At 67.8% G+C, this 16,329-nt stretch carries 10 protein-coding genes; 5 read left to right on the top strand and 5 right to left on the bottom strand.

From position 1 onward, the window contains the following. Positions 1-63: 63 nt before the first annotated feature. Both ACR9ZH_RS00290 and ACR9ZH_RS00285 read right to left on the bottom strand, forming a co-directional pair. Entirely contained in the window at positions 64-1,302 is a 1,239-nt protein-coding gene (locus tag ACR9ZH_RS00290) for a tetratricopeptide repeat protein (protein ID WP_481288754.1), read from the bottom strand. A gap of 107 nt (positions 1,303-1,409) precedes the next feature. Further along, positions 1,410-2,285, bottom strand: coding sequence for an SDR family oxidoreductase (locus ACR9ZH_RS00285; RefSeq protein WP_481288860.1), 876 nt, complete (start codon positions 2,283-2,285; stop codon positions 1,410-1,412). Between the two features lie 311 nt (positions 2,286-2,596). Between ACR9ZH_RS00285 and ACR9ZH_RS00280 the strand changes: the two genes are divergently transcribed. Next, on the top strand, positions 2,597-3,604 hold the full coding sequence (locus ACR9ZH_RS00280) for a zinc-binding alcohol dehydrogenase family protein (RefSeq protein ID WP_481288753.1): 1,008 nt from the start codon (positions 2,597-2,599) through the stop codon (positions 3,602-3,604). 131 nt (positions 3,605-3,735) lie between these two features. After that, positions 3,736-4,089 carry a response regulator gene (locus tag ACR9ZH_RS00275; protein ID WP_481288752.1) on the top strand — a complete coding sequence of 118 codons (354 nt, stop codon included), beginning with the start codon at positions 3,736-3,738 and terminating at the stop codon, positions 4,087-4,089. A 9-nt stretch (positions 4,090-4,098) separates the two neighbouring features. Here the strand turns inward: ACR9ZH_RS00275 and ACR9ZH_RS00270 are convergent, their stop codons facing one another. After that, entirely contained in the window at positions 4,099-4,494 is a 396-nt protein-coding gene (locus tag ACR9ZH_RS00270; protein ID WP_481288751.1) for a nuclear transport factor 2 family protein, read from the bottom strand. A 203-nt stretch (positions 4,495-4,697) separates the two neighbouring features. On the opposite strand from ACR9ZH_RS00270, the gene ACR9ZH_RS00265 reads away from it, so the two are divergent. Together ACR9ZH_RS00265 and cycA are read left to right on the top strand one after the other, a co-directional pair. Then, positions 4,698-6,065, top strand: coding sequence for a hypothetical protein (locus ACR9ZH_RS00265; RefSeq protein WP_481288750.1), 1,368 nt, complete (start codon positions 4,698-4,700; stop codon positions 6,063-6,065). 162 nt (positions 6,066-6,227) lie between these two features. Next, positions 6,228-7,601 carry a D-serine/D-alanine/glycine transporter gene (gene cycA / locus ACR9ZH_RS00260; protein ID WP_481288749.1) on the top strand — a complete coding sequence of 458 codons (1,374 nt, stop codon included), beginning with the start codon at positions 6,228-6,230 and terminating at the stop codon, positions 7,599-7,601. A 145-nt stretch (positions 7,602-7,746) separates the two neighbouring features. Here the strand turns inward: cycA and ACR9ZH_RS00255 are convergent, their stop codons facing one another. Continuing rightward, positions 7,747-9,066: a lysozyme inhibitor LprI family protein gene (locus ACR9ZH_RS00255; protein WP_481288748.1), complete on the bottom strand. Its 1,320-nt coding sequence runs from the start codon at positions 9,064-9,066 to the stop codon at positions 7,747-7,749. A 152-nt stretch (positions 9,067-9,218) separates the two neighbouring features. Between ACR9ZH_RS00255 and ACR9ZH_RS00250 the strand changes: the two genes are divergently transcribed. Continuing rightward, on the top strand, positions 9,219-10,100 hold the full coding sequence (locus ACR9ZH_RS00250) for an intradiol ring-cleavage dioxygenase (RefSeq protein WP_481288747.1): 882 nt from the start codon (positions 9,219-9,221) through the stop codon (positions 10,098-10,100). A 42-nt stretch (positions 10,101-10,142) separates the two neighbouring features. On the opposite strand, the gene ACR9ZH_RS00245 is transcribed toward ACR9ZH_RS00250, so the two are convergent. Beyond that, complete coding sequence (locus tag ACR9ZH_RS00245) at positions 10,143-16,100, bottom strand: autotransporter domain-containing protein (RefSeq protein WP_481288746.1); 5,958 nt, start codon at positions 16,098-16,100, stop codon at positions 10,143-10,145. Positions 16,101-16,329: the final 229 nt, after the last annotated feature.

The raw sequence follows: 16,329 nt of genomic DNA, 5'->3' as shown, positions 1-16,329 counted from the left end.
GCCGGGACGGCGCGAAAGGGGAAGCGCCGGAAGTCACATCCGCAAATTCTTACTGCCGCAAAATCACCAGACTCTCCACCACGCGCGTTTCTCGAGCTTGCGCAGCGCCTTCAGGTGTCCGCGCGCGGCGGCCTTGCGGAACCATGCCCGCGCGGTGGATGCGTTGCGCGGCACGCCATCGCCACGCTCGTGGAACAGGCCCAGTTCGAACTGCGCATCGGCATGGCCGGCATTCGCGGCCTGGCGCAGGAGGCGAACCACCTCAGCCACGTCGCGCGGCAATCCGCGCCCCGCGTCGATCATGCGTGCGAGGGCGTACTGCGCGGGTGCGTGCGCCCGCTCCGCCGCCAGCGCCAGCCAGCGGACGGCTTCGCGGTCGTTGCGCGCCAGCCCATCGCCGGAAGACAGGCGCTGGCCCAGCAGGAACTGCCCGGCGGGATCCTGCGGGCCGGGCCGGGACACGCCGTCTGCCGCAGCTTCGTCCGCCCCGGAAGCCGCCTCGAGCCCGGCAAGCAGACGGCGCGCCTCGCTGTCGCCCTGCTCCGCCGCCCGGGCGAACCAGTAGCGTGCCTGCTCACGGTCCTCCGCCAGCGCACTGGCTTCGAGGTGGAGCTTGCCGAGGACGAACTGCGCGGTACCGTTGCCCAGTTCGGCGGCACGCCGGTAATGGTGTTCGCCGGCCACCGCGTCGCGGGGCACGCCGATGCCGTCGCAATACATATGCGCGAGGCTGCACAGCGCATCGGCATAACCGGGCGCATAGGCCTGGCCGCGTTCGACGGCCCTGCTGTAATAGGTAAAGGCAAGCTCCGCGTCGCGCGGCACACCTCGCCCGAAATAATGGGAAACGCCGAGGTTCACGCACGCCTGCACATGACCCTGGTCCGCGGCGAGCGTCCACCAGCGCAGCGCTTCGGCGCGATCGGTCGCCACCCCATGACCGCGCGCGTAAAGCGCACCCAGGGCGCACTGCGCATCCGCCGAACCGGCCTCCGCCGCACGCCGGTACCACCCGGCCGCCTCGAAGGGATCCCTCGGCACGCCGAGGCCCTCCGCATGATGCGCGGCGAGGCGGCACTGGCTTTCGAGGTGTCCCTGCTCCGCCGCACGGCGGAACCACTGCGCCGCGCGGAAGCGGTCCTGTGCGACGTGCTCGCCTTCGGCATACATGCGCGCGACCTGGAACTGCGCGCGCACGTCGCCCAGTTGGGCAGCCTTTTCCAGGCGCCCGAATTTCTGCAGGCCATCCATCTCCGCGACGAACCGATGGTCGCCGAGCACGGCCGATCTCCCCTGCGACATCCCGTTCCCCTGCAAACGCCTGCCGATCGTGGGGCGGGATCATAGGCGGAAGCGACCGGGGAAGATATCGGCTTTTTGGACAGGTCCCGAGGCCGGCGCGGCGGCCGTCACGGATTCCCCGCACCTCCGGAGGCGCCGAAGATCTGCCCCGTTTCGTAGCTGGCCTCGGTGGAGGCCAGCTGCACGTAGATCGGTGCGATTTCCGCCGGCTGGCCCGGCCGCCCCATCGGGGTGTCGCCACCAAACTTCTGCAGCTTGTCCGGCGTCTGTCCGCCCGACACCTGCAACGGCGTCCAGAACGGACCCGGCGCCACACCATTGACGCGGATGCCCTTCTTGATCAGCTGCTTCGCCAGGCCCTTGGTGAAGATCATGATGCCGCCCTTGGTCATGGCGTAATCGAGCAGGTTCTCCGAGGGGTTGTACGCATTGACCGAGGCGGTATTCACGATCGCCGCTCCGGGCGGCATGTGCGGCACGGCGGCCTTGGTGATCCAGAACATCGCGTAGAGGTTGGTCTTCACCGTCCAGTCGAAATCCTCGGTGGAAATATCGAGGATCGAATCGAAGCTGTGCTGTCGGGCTGCGTTGTTCACCAGGATGTCCAGGCCGCCCAGCTCCTGCACGGCCTTCTGCACCATCTCTTTGCACCAGCCCTCGTCGCGAATGTCGCCCGGCAAGGCCACGCCCTTCCGGCCCGCCTTGCGGACCAGTTCCATCACTTCCTTCGCATCGTCCTCTTCGGCCGGGAGGTAGCTGATCGCCACATCCGCGCCTTCGCGCGCATAGGCGATGGCCACGGCGCGGCCGATACCGGAGTCGCCACCCGTAATGAGTGCCTTCCGTCCCGCCAGGCGCCCGCTGCCCTTGTAGCTGGTCTCGCCGTGGTCGGGGCGCGGTTGCATCTTGCCGGCGAGGCCCGGCCAGGGCTGGCTCTGCACCGCGAACGGCGGGTGCGGGAAGCCCTGTCGGGGGTCGCCCATGCCCCGGGTGCCGCCCGGTCCCGCGGTGGTCGCCGCGCCGGTGGCAGCGAAGGTCGGCGTCCCCGCCAGCGCCGCGGCGGCGACGCCGAGCGAAGCGTTCTGGACAATGCGGCGGCGGGAGGGAGAGAACTCGTCGGTCATGGCTGGGTCCTCGGATGCGGGCTTGTCGAAAGCTTCCCCAGCGGCCGTCGTCGGAACGCGAACATCGCGCGATCTTCGGCGGAACACGGAAACCGGACCCGCCGGCGGACGCTTCACAGCCCCGCGCGAAGGGAGGACCATGCGCCCATCGCTAACGGAGTCCTCCCCTCATGAAAGCCATCGTCTATACCCGCCAGGGCCTGCCCATCGACGACCCCGAGTCCCTGGTCGAGATCGACCTGCCGCAACCCGTGCCGGGCGCCCGCGACCTCCTCGTGGCCGTCCGCGCCGTATCGGTGAATCCCGTGGACACCAAGGTCCGAAACGGCACGCCCACGAACGAGCCGCGCGTCCTCGGCTTCGACGCCGTGGGTACGGTGGCGGCGGTCGGTACCGGCGTCACCCTGTTCAAGGAAGGCGACGAGGTCTACTACGCCGGCTCCCTCATCCGAGCCGGAAGCAATGCGGAGTTCCAGCTCGTGGACGAACGCATCGTCGGCCACAAGCCCCGCTCGCTCGACGACGCGCACGCCGCTGCCCTGCCCCTCACCACGCTCACCGCATGGGAAATGCTCTTCGACCGCCTGAAGATCGTGGAAGGCGGCAACGACGGCGAGTCGCTCCTCATCATCGGCGCCGGTGGCGGCGTGGGTTCCATCCTCGTCCAGCTGGCCCGCCGGCTGACGAAGCTCACCGTCGTCGGCACGGCCTCGCGCAAGGAGACCGCCGACTGGGTCCGCGAACTGGGCGCGCAGCATGTGATCGACCACGGCAAGCCCCTCGCCGCGCAACTGGAGTCGCTCGGCATCGCGCAGGTCGATCATGTAATCAGCCTGACCCATACCGACGAGTACTACGAGCAGATCGTGGAAATCCTGAAGCCGCAGGGACAGTTCGGCCTCATCGACGATCCGCGTTCGCTGGATGCCACGAAGATGAAGCGCAAGGCGATCTCGCTGCACTGGGAGTCGATGTTCACCCGCTCGACCTACCAGACGCCGGACATGGTGAAGCAGCACGAGATCCTCGACCGTGTCGCCGGCCTCATTGACGACGGCACGCTGCGCACGACGCTGGGCGAGCACTTCGGCGCCATCACCGCGGAGAACCTGCGCCGTGCGCACAAGCTGATCGAGAGCCATAAAGCGAAGGGCAAGATCGTCCTGGAAGGATTCTGAGCCCGGAAGCCCTCGCCGGATGAAGCTTCGGCTTCGAACGCGGGGCGCTTACGTGGAGACGCGATCTTTGACGAAGTTTTCACGCAACACGCTGTATCTGCGTCGCCCACAACCTACCCAGAGCGCACTCCATGGCCACCGATCGTCCCCTCGTCGTACTCCTCGTGGAGGACGACGACGCCATCCGCGAATTGTCCTCGATGATCCTCGAGGCCGCCGGCCACGAAGTGCATGCCGTGCCGGACGGCGATGCGGCGGAACAATGGCTGGAAACCCGCAAGGCCGACGTACTGTTCACCGACGTGCGCATGCCGGGGAAGATCACCGGCGAGCAGCTCGCGCTTCGCCACACCGACATGCACGTGCTGGTGACCTCAGGGGAAATGCGGGAACAGCACACGTGGCTGCGCAGCGGCATGGAGTACCTGGCGAAGCCGTACGACCGGAAATCCCTCATCGCCGCCGTGGAGCGCGCGGCGGCCTGAAGCTGCGCCTCAGGCCTTGTCGATCACCCGGCTGATCCGCCCGTCCGAAAAGGCGAACTTCGACGTGCCGCGCATCTCGATGACCGTGCCCGCACGCGGGCCGTCGGGGATGTCGTCGGCGGTCTCGCCGTGGAAGTCGATCGTGGCGAGGATCGCATCGCCCTGCTCTTCCAGCGCCACCAGCGTCTGCTGCCGCGAGGCAAACATGGCGGCACCCACGCGCGCCAGCTTCTCGAAATCGGCCTTGCCGTCCGTCGCCACGCTGACCTGGCCGCCCGCGTGGTGCTCGAAGCGCACGTCGTCCGACAGGACGGCGAGCATGCCTTCGATGTCGAAGCCATTGTAGGCGTTGAGATAGGCCTCGATGAGCGCCAGGCGCGTAGGGTCGATCGTGTGGGTTGTCATGCCTCCATAGTACACAGCGTCCGCAGTGTCCGCCCCACTTGTCCGAGGACACTTGTAGGAGCGCGCCTTGCGCGCGACGGCTTTTCGCGAGGAGCTACAGGCCCTGTGACCGGATCGCGAAAAGCCGTCGCGCGCAGGGCGCGCTCCTACATCCCGAGCGTGGCCCGTCTATTGCTAGGACTCCCTGACCACAAGGAGCAGCCATGGCAGGTCCCCTCACCCGCACCGGCTTCCTCATCGCGGCCATGCTCGCCGCGTCCTCCCATGCGGCCGACGTGGCAGCCCCAATCCGCTACGACCTGTCCTTCCACATGCAGGGCGAGGCTCTCGAAGCGGTCGGGGTCCGCGTTGCCGCCCGCACCGGTCCCGATGGCCTGGTGGGCTTCACCATCCCGGCGAAGCCAGCCGACGATGCCCATGCGGAACAAGGCTTGCTCGACACCTCCATTCCCGGCCACCTGATCCTCCGCGGCACGCCGGACACCGACGTGGCGATGTCGTGGCGCAGCCCAGTGGCATCGCTCTCGCGGGCCCTCACCGGGGACCTTCTTCAATCCGTCCTCATCCGCCCGGACGCGATCGCCGCATCCACGAACGTCCTGTTCCCCATTCCGGAAGGTTCCGGCGACCTGCCCGTGATCGTCCACTGGAAGGCCCCCGCAGGGTGGACCGTCTCCACCTCGCTCGTGGACGGAGCGCAAAGCGCGGCGCAACTCGCGGGCGGCACGTTCATGGCAGCGCGCCACGCCCGAACGTCGACGGCCCACGCGGGCGACGCCCGGATCACGGTCACGACCCTGGACGGAACCCGCGACGTGAAGCGCGCGGCCAGCGAAGTCGCACGTGGCGTCGCGGAAGTCACGCCACCCACCGCACGTCACGATTACACGCTCAACATCGTGGACTTCGATGGCGGCGGACCGGGTCTGTCGATGAGCACGCAGCCTTTCGGAGGCACGGCTTACCTGACGTCCGGCGTGCCGGAAAACGCCTGGCTGCAATGGCTCACGGTGGCGGCCGCACTGCCCAGGCGCCAGGGATCCGACCCAGCCACCGCCTGGTACACCGAGGGCTTCACCTCGTTCCGCACGGTGCGCAGGCTCTTCGCCCGAGGCTACCTGTCGCCGGTCGCATTCGCCATCGTGACCGACCAGGCCACGACGAGCTACGGCAATTCCCCCTACCGCCGCGCACCGCAGAGTCAGGTGTCGGAGGAATACGCCAACTCGAGCGACATGCGCGATCTGCCGGTGAACCGCGGTGCCCTGTTCGCCCTGGTCCTGGACGCCCGTATCCGCGGCGCTACCGGCGGGAAGAAGTCGCTGGAGGATGCATTGGCGCGGATGGACGTCCGATCCGGCGACCCCGGAGCTTCCCTGATCGAGGCCGTTGCCGCCACCGGCGGCGGCGACATCACGCCTTCCTACCGCCGCTACATCGTCGAAGGCGACCTGCTCCAGCTCCCCCGGGACGCCCTGGGCCCCTGCTTCACCATCGGCACCGTCGCCGACTGGTCCGGCTGGCAGGTCCAGCATGTTTTTGCGAAGCCGTCGTGCCACGCCTCCCAGTAACACCGCCCACGAGGCCAGAGAAGATCGCGGCAAGGAGAGCCCGCGGCTGTAGCGGGCGGCGCGCGGGCTCTGCCAGGAGCGTGGCCCGCAGCACGTTTGTGCCTTGCCGCCACCCCGCCCGACCCGTATGGTTCCGGCTTCCGTCCCGACCCGAGCACGCCGATGTCGCATCCGCAGGAGCAGTCCCCCGAGCACCTCAGGCGCAGCCTGTCGAACCGCCACCTGCAGCTGATCGCCATCGGCGGTGCCATCGGGACCGGCCTGTTCATGGGATCGGGCAAGACCATCAGCCTCGCCGGGCCGTCCATCCTGCTGGTGTACCTCATCATCGGCGTGATGCTGTTCTTCGTGATGCGGGCGATGGGCGAGCTGCTGCTCTCCAACCTCAACTACAAGTCGTTCATCGATTTCTCCACCGACCTGCTCGGCCCCTGGGCCGGCTTCTTCTGCGGGTGGACGTACTGGTTCTGCTGGATCATCACCGCCATCGCGGACGTGATCGCCATCGCTTCCTACGCGCAGTTCTGGTTCCCGGGGCTTGCGCCGTGGATACCGGCCCTGCTCTGCGTGCTCCTGTTGCTTGCGCTGAACCTCACCACGGTACGCCTCTTCGGCGAACTCGAGTTCTGGTTCGCGCTGATCAAGATCGTCGCCATCTGCGCGCTCATCGTCACCGGCTTCGGCATGGTGGCCTGGGCCTTCCGCTCGCCTGACGGTCACGTCGCCGCGCTAAGCAACCTGTGGAACGACGGCGGCATGTTCCCGATGGGCATCGGCGGATTCTTCGCGGGCTTCCAGATCGCCGTGTTCGCCTTCGTCGGCATCGAACTCGTGGGCACCACGGCGGCGGAAACGGCGGACCCGGAACGGAACCTGCCCAAGGCGATCAACTCGATCCCGGTGCGCATCATCCTGTTCTACGTGCTGTCGCTCGTCGTGATCATGTCGGTGACGCCGTGGCGACAGGTGCTGCCGGGCAAGAGCCCGTTCGTGGAATTGTTCGTGCTCGCGGGTATCCCCGCGGCCGCTAGCCTGATCAACTTCGTCGTGCTCACCTCGGCGACCTCGTCCGCCAACAGCGGCATCTTCTCCACCAGCCGCATGCTCTTCGGCCTGGCGGAGGAAGACCATGCGCCGAAGGCCTTCCATCACCTGTCGAAGGCGGCCGTCCCGTCGCGTGGCCTGTACTTCTCGTGCATCTGCCTGCTCGGCGGCGCCATGCTGGTGTACGTGATCCCGAACCTCGTGACCGCCTTCACGCTGGTGACGACGCTCGCCGCGATCCTCTTCATGTTCGTGTGGTCGCTGATCCTGGTGGCCTATATGGCTTACCGGAAGAACCGCCCGGAACTGCACGCGGTATCGAGCTACAAGATGCCCGGCGGCGTCTTCATGTGCTGGGCCTGCCTCGTGTTCTTCGCCTTCGTGCTCGTGCTGCTGGCGCTGGAGAGCGACACACGGCAAGCGCTGATTGCCAGCCCGGTATGGTTCGCGATCCTGGGCATCGGCTACGCACTGCGCCGGCGCAAGGCCTGATCGCCAACCTCGCGCGGCCACGTGAGTCCCATCACCGCCTGGTGTAGGAGCGCGCCTGCGCGCGACATCTTTTGAGGCGGTGGGTAGCAGGGCCTGTCGCTTTATCGCGAAAAAATGTCGCGCGCAGGCGCGCTCCTACATGGGCTCAGGGGGCCGTGATCGACGACAGCAGCAGCGAGCCCCGCTTCACCTTCACGTAGACCGACGCCACGGGCTCCAGCTTCCCGTCCTTCAGCCGCCACGCCGACACCAGCCAGTCGCTGTTGATGCGCCAGCCGACGTGACCGTGGCCGATGAAACCCAGGAGCGTGTCGCCCCGGAAGTCGATCGGGAAGAAGGTGGCTTCGGGACCGTAGCCAGTCATCTCGCTCTCCGCGATGGATGCGCCGAAGGCCGGAAGCTCCGGGTACGAGTTCGTGTCGCCTTTCGGAGCGATGCCGGACGGCGCCTGGGCGGCCGCGAGCATGGCGTCATAGACCTTTTTCGCCGGGTCCGCCAACGAACGAGCGAGAGTGCTCGCGAGGGGACTGCGGTCGTAGCGGGCGACGGATGCCATGGCCGCGGTGACGAAATCGTCGCACGGCGACTGCTTCGGCGCGCATGCGCTACCCAGCGGGGAAAGCGCATGGTCGAAGCGCAAGGTCAACTGCGCGCCGGGCCCGAACCTGTTCCCATCCCATCGGCTGACCTGGAGATTCATCTCATCGGGCGACGGGTTGGTCAGGACCGTGGCGACGACGTCTTCGCCGATACGCGCCATGCCGTGCATCGTCATGCAGTCGCCGTCCCACGCAGCGGGGACATCGACCGCGACGGCCTTCTTCCCTTCGATACGGAACGGCGTCTCCGTCCAGCAATGCGCCGTCCCGCCCACCGAAAAGAGTGAGCTCACCGGCGTGCCGGGCAGTCGGCGGTAACCCGACGAAGCGTCCAGTTCACCCAGGGCCTTGCGCAGTCGGGCATCCGGCTCGTACGGAAAGGCCTTCGCATCCTCAAGAGAAACGTCCGTGGCCAGGGTGACCGGCAAGCCGGCCTTCGCGAGGTCAGCCAGCGCATCGTAGGAACCCGGCGGGAGGCCGGACAGTGCAGCCTGCACGGTATCCAACGGCCTCGACGCCTTCGCATCGAGACCGCGAAGGAAATTGATCCGCGCCTGGTATTGCCCGGTGCTGTCGTTCGCGGGCTTGCCGGGGTTGTCGCGCAGGAAGTCCGCGATCCAGGCATCGCGATCCGCCAGCCAATGCAGCTGGTCGGGCTTCAGCGAAGCAGCTTTGTCCGGATGGTTTTTCAAGGCAACACGGAACGCGTCGCCGAGCTTTCCGTCGAGGGCGGAGACCTTCGGCGATGCGCAGATCGCCTTCTCGACCGGGGTGGAAGCCTTGCCGCAATCGAAGCCGGCGCCATAAGCGAGGGCGGAAGCCAGCAGCAGCGGCGTGCCCAGCATCCATCGAATCGTCCTTCTCACGCGCGACCTCCATCCAGCCGGCCTCCCGGCAGTCTCGCCATTCTAGAAGAACGGCGAATGCCGGCGCATCCGAGCCCTGAATGCTAGTAAACGACAAGCCGCGAGGCGCAGGCCTCACCCATCATGGTGATTCCGTCTCGAAGGAACCGTCCATGCGCAACCTGACCGAAGAGAACCTCACCCGCGTGGTACTGGCGGGCATGGGCACGGACATCGACCCGCGCACGCGGGAAATCGCCGGGGCGCTGATTCGCCACCTGCACGCGTTCATCCGCGAGGTCGAGCCGTCGGAAGCGGAATGGCTCAAAGGCATCGAGTTCCTGACCCGCACCGGGCACGCCTGCGACGGCGACCGCCAGGAGTTCATCCTGCTTTCCGACACGCTGGGCGTGTCGATGCTGGTCGATGCGATCAATCACCGCCGTCCCGGCAACAGCACGGAAAGCACGGTGCTGGGGCCGTTCCACGTCCAAGGCGCGCCCGAACTTCCCATGGGCGCGAACCTCGCCGAAGGCATCCCCGGCGGGTCCCCGGCGTTCGTCGAAGGCCGGGTGCTCGACGATGCCGGGCATCCCATCGCCGGCGCGCGCCTCGATGTGTGGCAGGCGCGGCCCGACCGGCTCTACGACGTGCAGGATCCGGAGCGACCGTCGATGCAGCTGCGCGGCGTGTTCCACACCGGTGACGACGGCCGCTATCGCTTCCGCACCGTGATGCCGGTGAGCTACACCATTCCCGACGACGGTCCGGTGGGCGAGATGTTGCGCGCCCTCGGCCGTCACCCTTGGCGTCCCGCGCATATCCATTTCATCGTATCGGCGCCCGGTCATGCGCCGGTCGTCACCCATCTCTTCGTCGAAGGCGATCCCTACCTCGATACCGACGCTGTGTTCGGCGTGAAGGACTCCCTCGTGGCGGCCTTCGTAGAGCGGCCGGCCGGCACGGCCCCGGACGGCACGGAAATGCAGACTCCCTTCCACGAAGCGCGCTACGACTTCGTCCTCGCTGCCAGCGAGCAGCTCTCGCTGGCCTGAGCCGGAGAAAGCGCGCCGGGCCCGGAAACCGGGCCCTTCGCATCAGAACGCCCAGTTCAGACTCAAACGGGCCGACTGATCCTTTGCATCGCTCGCGAACTGTCCGCTGTACGACGCGTCGATGGTGACCGATGCGGCCGGCTGAAAGCGCAGGCCGAAGGTGGCCACGCCTGCGTTGTCGGCGATGGGCGTACCGGCGATCTGGAACGCATCGCCGCCGCTGGCGAAGCGCTGGCGGCTCAGCATGGCCGTGTCGCCCCAGGCATGTTGCCAGCCCACGCTGCCGAACATGCCGATACCGCCCTCGGCGGTCAGGTCCCAGCGGCCGCGCAGTCCGAGCGTGCCGAACGTCTGCGCGCTCTTGTCGCCCGCGACATCGAGCGCGGCATCGCCGCCGTGCTCATGCAGGCCGTCCGTGCGCAACTGCTGCCTGGCGAGGTTGAGGTACGGCGCCAGCGCAGCATGGTCGAAACGGAACTCGTAGGCACCCTCGACGAACAACTGCGCGGAACGCGCACGCATGTTCCCGCCAAGGTGCTCCTGCAGGTCGCCGGCGTCCACGCTGCGATGCGTATCGATGTCCCGGTGGCTGTAGAGCGCGCCGGCCTGCAGCAGCAGGTTCCCGTAATGACCACTGCCATAAAGACCCGCCGTGCGCGTGTCGCCGCTGGCCGAATCGCCACGCGCGGAAGCGGATACATGCCCCGCGCCGAGGGCGAAGCCCAGGCGCGTATCGGTGCCCACGCCCGTGTCCGCACCGACGAGCATGCCGCCGCCGTTCGCGCGCAGGCGCGCGGCATTGCCGTCGGCGTCGTGGTTATCCCAGTGACCCCAGGCCGATGCCCAGGCCGCCGTGGCCTCGCCCGTCCCGTCGGCGTACTGCGTGAGCAGGTGCTGGTTGATCGCGTCGCGCTGGTAGCGGTCGTCGTCCACGATGGCGCCGCGGAGATTGGCGTGGATCTCGCCGGACAGCGCGTCGAACGCCGTGCGTGCGCCCGCCGCGTCGAGATGCAGGATCGTGTCGTACAGCGCTACGCCCTCGCCCAAGGATTCCACGGCGCCCGCCGTTGCCCGCTGATTGCGGGTTTGCGCCACGTCCGGGAAGGCCACCTCGTTGCGGCTGAGCGTGAGCTCCACCGCGTTCGCCGTATAGGCTAGCGACGGCGTGAGGAACGCGAGGTTCGTCGACACATCGGCGAACGTGCCCGCGACGCCGCCCGCCGCCGAGAGAATGGTGTACGTAGTCGACGTACTCCAGTTGGCGCCGGTACCGAGGCTGACCACCGAACCCCCCTGCAGGTTGGCCTTGCCGCCGACGGTCACGCTGTCGCCCTGCCCTGCATCGTTCATGTCGACGGCATAGCGCGAACCCGCCGCCATCGTGAGATCGCCGGTGAAGCCAAGCGTGCCGATGGCGCCGTTGCCGCCGGGCGAGAGTTCGCTGCCGGGGGCGAACGACGCCGTACCCGCCTTGCCGTTACCGGTGACCACCACGCCGCTCGCAAGCAGCAGGTTGCCGCCGAGCGAACCATCGAGCTGCAGCGTACCGCCGTCGATGGTCGAGGTACCGGTGAACGCGCTGCTGTCACCGGTGAGATGCAGCCCATTGCCGCCCAGCTTGTGGAAGGCACCTTCGCCGGACAACGTGCCCGCGTATGCGACGTCGTCGGAACGGTCGAGCACGAGCGTGCCGTGGTTCACGATGTCCTGCGGCAGTGAACCGCGCGTGCCGCCGTCGCCCACCTGCAGCGTGCCCTCGGCGATGGTGGTGGTGCCCGTATACGCCGCGGCGCCCAGCAGCGAGAGCGTGCCCGCACCCGCCTTGGTCAGGCTACCGGCGGATGCGCCGTCGGTGATGTCGCCTGCGATGGCGGCCATGCCCGTCACATCCACCGTAGCGCCGCCAGCGATGCCGAGGGCGTTGCCGAGTTCGGCTCCGTCATCCAGTGCGAGCGTCGTGCCGTCGTGCAGCGACAGCGCACCCGTGCCCGCCGCCGTGTCGTTCGCAAGGCGGAGCGTACCGGCGGCGAGCACCGTGCCCCCGGTGTAGGTGTTGGCGCCGGACAGTACGAGCGTGCCCGTACCCGTCTTGGTGAGCGCGCCCGCCGAGACACTGTCTGCAACCGTCCCCGTGAGTTCCACGGCGTCGCTTGCGCCCACGTCCACCGTCGCATGCCCGGTCACGTTCACGGCATTGGCAAGGGAGAGGCCATCGGCAGCGAGCGCCAAGGTCGTGCCGTCGCGCAGATAGAGGCCCTCTCCGCTGATCGCCCCGCTGTCGCCGAGCCGCAGCGTACCTGCGCTGACTACCGTGTTGCCGCTATAGACATTGGCACGGTCGAGCGCCAGCGTGCCGGCGCCGCGCTTCTCGAGGCCGCCGGCGCCGGTGATCGCGCCGTTCCAGGTGAACACATTCGCCGCGTCGTCGACGTCGATGGCACCGCCCGACACCAGTGACAGCGTGCGATCGGTCGACTTATAGGCGGTACCCGTCACGCGCAGGCTGCCGCCCTCGAGGGCTACGGTATTGGCCGCGTCGCCCAGGTTGCGGTCGTCGCTCGCCGAGACCGTGCCGCCGCCGATGGCGAGGCCACCCGAGAAGGTATTGATGCCGCCGAGCACTAGGGTGCCCGCATCGGTCTTGGTCAGACCCGCGACACCGGTGAGCACCGAGTCGATGGTGGCGACGTAGCCGGCGCCTGCTGCCGTGCCATCGCCCACGCGTATGACCACGCCGCCACCGGAACCCGACAACGCGAGCGCATCGCCGGTGAGGAGGTAGCCGTCGCTCAGGAACTGCATGCCCGTGGCGGCGACCGCGCCAGCCGTGCCGTCGATCGTCACGGTACCTTTTGCACCGCCGAAGATCGCAAAGCCCGGCTGCGGCGTCATGGGCGCGGTGACGCTGCCCTGCTCGTCGGTCCAGGTCGGCGAAGTGACGGACCACGTACCGTCGCCACCGCCCATCTGCGTGGGGCTGGCGAGGCCGTTTGCATTCCAGTAATTCAACGTGGCGTTGGAATAGTCGATCAGGTTGATCCGCTTGTCGCCGAGCAGGGTCTGCAGTTGCAGGAGATGCCCCGCCGGCGTCGAGCCGAAGTGGATGCCGCCATTGGTTTCGGTGAGTGTGCCGCCATAAGCGAACAGGTTGTAGACGCCCGGACCCATGCCGCCGGCGTCGGCGACGTTCAGCGTCACGCCGTTCAGGGCGAGATCCCCACCGACGATCACCTTGTCGCCTGCCCCGGCCGCACCGAACTCCGCGTCGAAGGTGCTGCCCTGGTCCATGCTGAGGTCGCCGTTCACCGTGAGCGTGCCGACGGAGTTGCCAGGGGACAAGGTGCTAGCCGACCCCACGCTCACGTTGCCGCCGATGGTGCCGTGTCCGCCGAGCGAGCCATGGCTCACGTCGACGTTACCACCCAGCCGCGCGGAGGAACCCGGCATGCTGCCGATGACCAGGTCGCCGTTGGTCACCGACGTGTCGCCCTGGAACAACGAGCCGTCGCCGTCGTAGAGCAACCGGCCGGGGCCCGCCTGGACGATGACCCCGGCGCCCTGCAAGGCGCCGTCGAACACGACATCGCCTGAGCGCCAGAACGTCAGCGCCCCATCCACGCTGACGTCCGCATCCAGCGTGCCCGCGGTCGAGCCATTGCCCACGATCAGTCCCGTGCCGGGGTTCACCTGTACGCCCATGCCATCCGCAAGCGTGCCATCGGCTCGAAGCGTTCCGGTCACCAACACGCCGCCTGACTGGGAGTCGAACGTGATCTTCTGGGAGGCATGCACCGTGCCGGTGACCGTCAGTCGCTGGGCATCGGTTATCGATATCGTGCGGGCGGTCACGTCGCCGAGGTTGGCGATCGCGTTGCCGCCGCTCGTCAGCGAAAGGTCCTGGCCGATGTTGCCTGAAAGCGTGTCCGTCGTGACGGTGCCGGACGTCTGGGTCACGGAATGCGTTGGTGAATCCACTGAAAGCGAGGTGGCCGTGAGGTCGCCGGCGAGCACGATGTCGCCGCCCGAGTGCAGCGTGGTGGCGCCGGCCGACACGTCGTCCAGCAGCAATGTACCGCCATTGGCACCGGAGTAGAGGTTCAGGCTGGCCGGCAAGCTGATGGAGGTCGGCACGCTCAGCAGGCCGACGCTGCGCAGCGTGACGTCGCTGCCCGCGCTGAGCGCGGCGACGTTAAGGTTTCCACTGGCGCTCAGGTCGATCTTGTTGCCCGCCAGTTGGACGGCACCGGCGAAACTGTTGCCCGCATTGGTGAGCGTGATGTCGCCGTTCGAAAAGATCTGGCTGGCGCCGGAAACGTTGAATGCGGCGGATTGGGTGATGTTCGATGCCACGTCCAGGCGCAGCGCCCCCGTATGGACGGCGCCGATGGCGAGCGACTGCGCGGTTACATCGAGACCGGTCAGCCGCGTACCGGTACCAATGTCATCCTGGAAGCTGAGCGCACCACCAGACAGCACCGTAAGGTCGTGGGCGCCGTCGAGGATGCCTGCGAAGGTCACCGGGCCGTTGTCGCTCCGCACGGTCGTGTCGCCGCCCAGCGACACCGGCGTGCCATAGCTCTGGGAACCAGTGGTATGCAGCATGTCGGAGAGCGTGGTGGTGCCGGGATGGGCAAGAGCCAGCGACCCGACGAGGTCGACCTTGCTCAACGAGAGATTGCCGGAGCCACCGGTGCTGGTCACGGTGCCCGTTCCGGTGATGGAACCGATGGTGAAGTTCCTGGCACTGACCGGGGAGAGGTCGACCACGGCGGTCTGGCCGTCCAGCCTGACCATGTCCAGCGATGCGTCGACGTTCGCGACCAGCAGCGCGTTCGACGCGTCCGCGACTTCCACGGCACCGTGGACGACAGCTCCCGTTTCCATCGTCAGCGTGTTGTTAGCGCCCTGGAAGAGAATGGCTGAAGCGAAGGTGTTGTCGCTGCGCTGGCCGCCTTCGATGGTGCCCTGGTTCTGGATGGTGCCGAAGCCCTGGGTGACGATGCCGACACCGGCCGCGCCGCTGCCGGTAGCCGCACCGCCGCTGATCGTGCCGACGTTCGTCACCGTCAGGTGATCGGCCAGGGCGCGGATGCCTGCGCCTGCGTCGCCGGCACCGCCCGGGGACAGCGCGTCGCCGCCCGCGCCACCGGCCCCGCCGGTGATCGTGCCGCCGACGTTGTTTACCTGCGCACCGGCGCGATACAGCAGCACGCCGTCACCACCACCGCCGCCGCCACCGCCGAACGCCTGGAAATTCAGATCGCCGGAGCCGCCCGCGCCGCCCGAGCCACCGGTGATCGCTGTGCCTGTGCCAAGCGTGAGGGTCAGGTTCTGGGTGATGCCCGCGAAGCCGGTGCCGCCACCGCCGCCGCCACCGCCGCCTGTGCCGCTGTTTGGCGTCACCGCGCCGCCGGACCCGCCCTGGCCACCGGTCACCAGGGTGCCGGGTGCGAAAGAGAGCGGTGACCCGCCGGTGTAATAGACGCCCGCGCCACCGCCGCCACCACCGCCGGGCGCGGCGATATCTTGGCTACCGTCGCCGCCACGGCCACCTGCGATGGTGCTGCCCGATTGGATACCCAGGGTGCCAGCACTGCCACCGCTGCCAGCGGGGGTGCCGTCGCGGCTACCGGTGGCACCCTGGCCTCCCACGCCATTCGAAGGCAACGCGCCGGGCAGCGGCGTGAAAACATCGATCGTAATGATGTTGCTTCCGCCACCCTGTCCGTTGCCCGCGCCACCTCTCCCGGGACGTTCGCCCGCTCCGGGACCGCCTTGCGCACTGCAAGCAGTAGCGTCCGCCGTCGTACAGACCTGAGCGAATCCTGGCGACGAAGCCGCGCCAAGCCCCATGGCGGCCAAGGCGATCCACAACGAGCGACGACGGGGCGAAGCGGCTTCACTGCGCGCGCAGCAACCACCCTGCGACGACGCCAATTCCGAAGCCACCTGCACGACGCGCAGCGCTCCGTTCCACACGAGATGGTAAACGCGGTTCATTGAGGGATCCCCTGCCGATGGCCCGCCCGGCGGGCTGGCGCAATGGCGGCATCTTATCGCCGTTCTCGCGGTCTTGCCTGCGCGCCACTACTCATCTCGCGGGGGTAAGGCAGTTCCAAAGCAATCCTTCACATACGTCGTTTTGGCCTATCGCCCCATGTACTCCTCCTGCACGAGGCGGCAGGCATCCTCGCGCCAGCTTTGAAAGCCCACGCGTGGCAGGCGCAAC

This window comes from Luteibacter sp. SVR4-7G, assembly GCF_056755555.1.
Note: the sequence above shows the minus strand (reverse complement) of the source record. Positions and strands in the feature narration are given on the sequence as shown.

Coding starts and splice junctions, on each gene's coding strand:
- ACR9ZH_RS00285 (WP_481288860.1), bottom strand. CDS start 2,285: ATGGGCGACCCCCGACAGGGCTTCCCGCACCCGCCGTTCGCGGTGCAG.
- ACR9ZH_RS00245 (WP_481288746.1), bottom strand. CDS start 16,100: ATGAACCGCGTTTACCATCTCGTGTGGAACGGAGCGCTGCGCGTCGTG.
- cycA (WP_481288749.1), top strand. CDS start 6,228: ATGTCGCATCCGCAGGAGCAGTCCCCCGAGCACCTCAGGCGCAGCCTG.
- ACR9ZH_RS00290 (WP_481288754.1), bottom strand. CDS start 1,302: ATGTCGCAGGGGAGATCGGCCGTGCTCGGCGACCATCGGTTCGTCGCG.
- ACR9ZH_RS00270 (WP_481288751.1), bottom strand. CDS start 4,494: ATGACAACCCACACGATCGACCCTACGCGCCTGGCGCTCATCGAGGCC.
- ACR9ZH_RS00265 (WP_481288750.1), top strand. CDS start 4,698: ATGGCAGGTCCCCTCACCCGCACCGGCTTCCTCATCGCGGCCATGCTC.
- ACR9ZH_RS00250 (WP_481288747.1), top strand. CDS start 9,219: ATGCGCAACCTGACCGAAGAGAACCTCACCCGCGTGGTACTGGCGGGC.
- ACR9ZH_RS00275 (WP_481288752.1), top strand. CDS start 3,736: ATGGCCACCGATCGTCCCCTCGTCGTACTCCTCGTGGAGGACGACGAC.
- ACR9ZH_RS00280 (WP_481288753.1), top strand. CDS start 2,597: ATGAAAGCCATCGTCTATACCCGCCAGGGCCTGCCCATCGACGACCCC.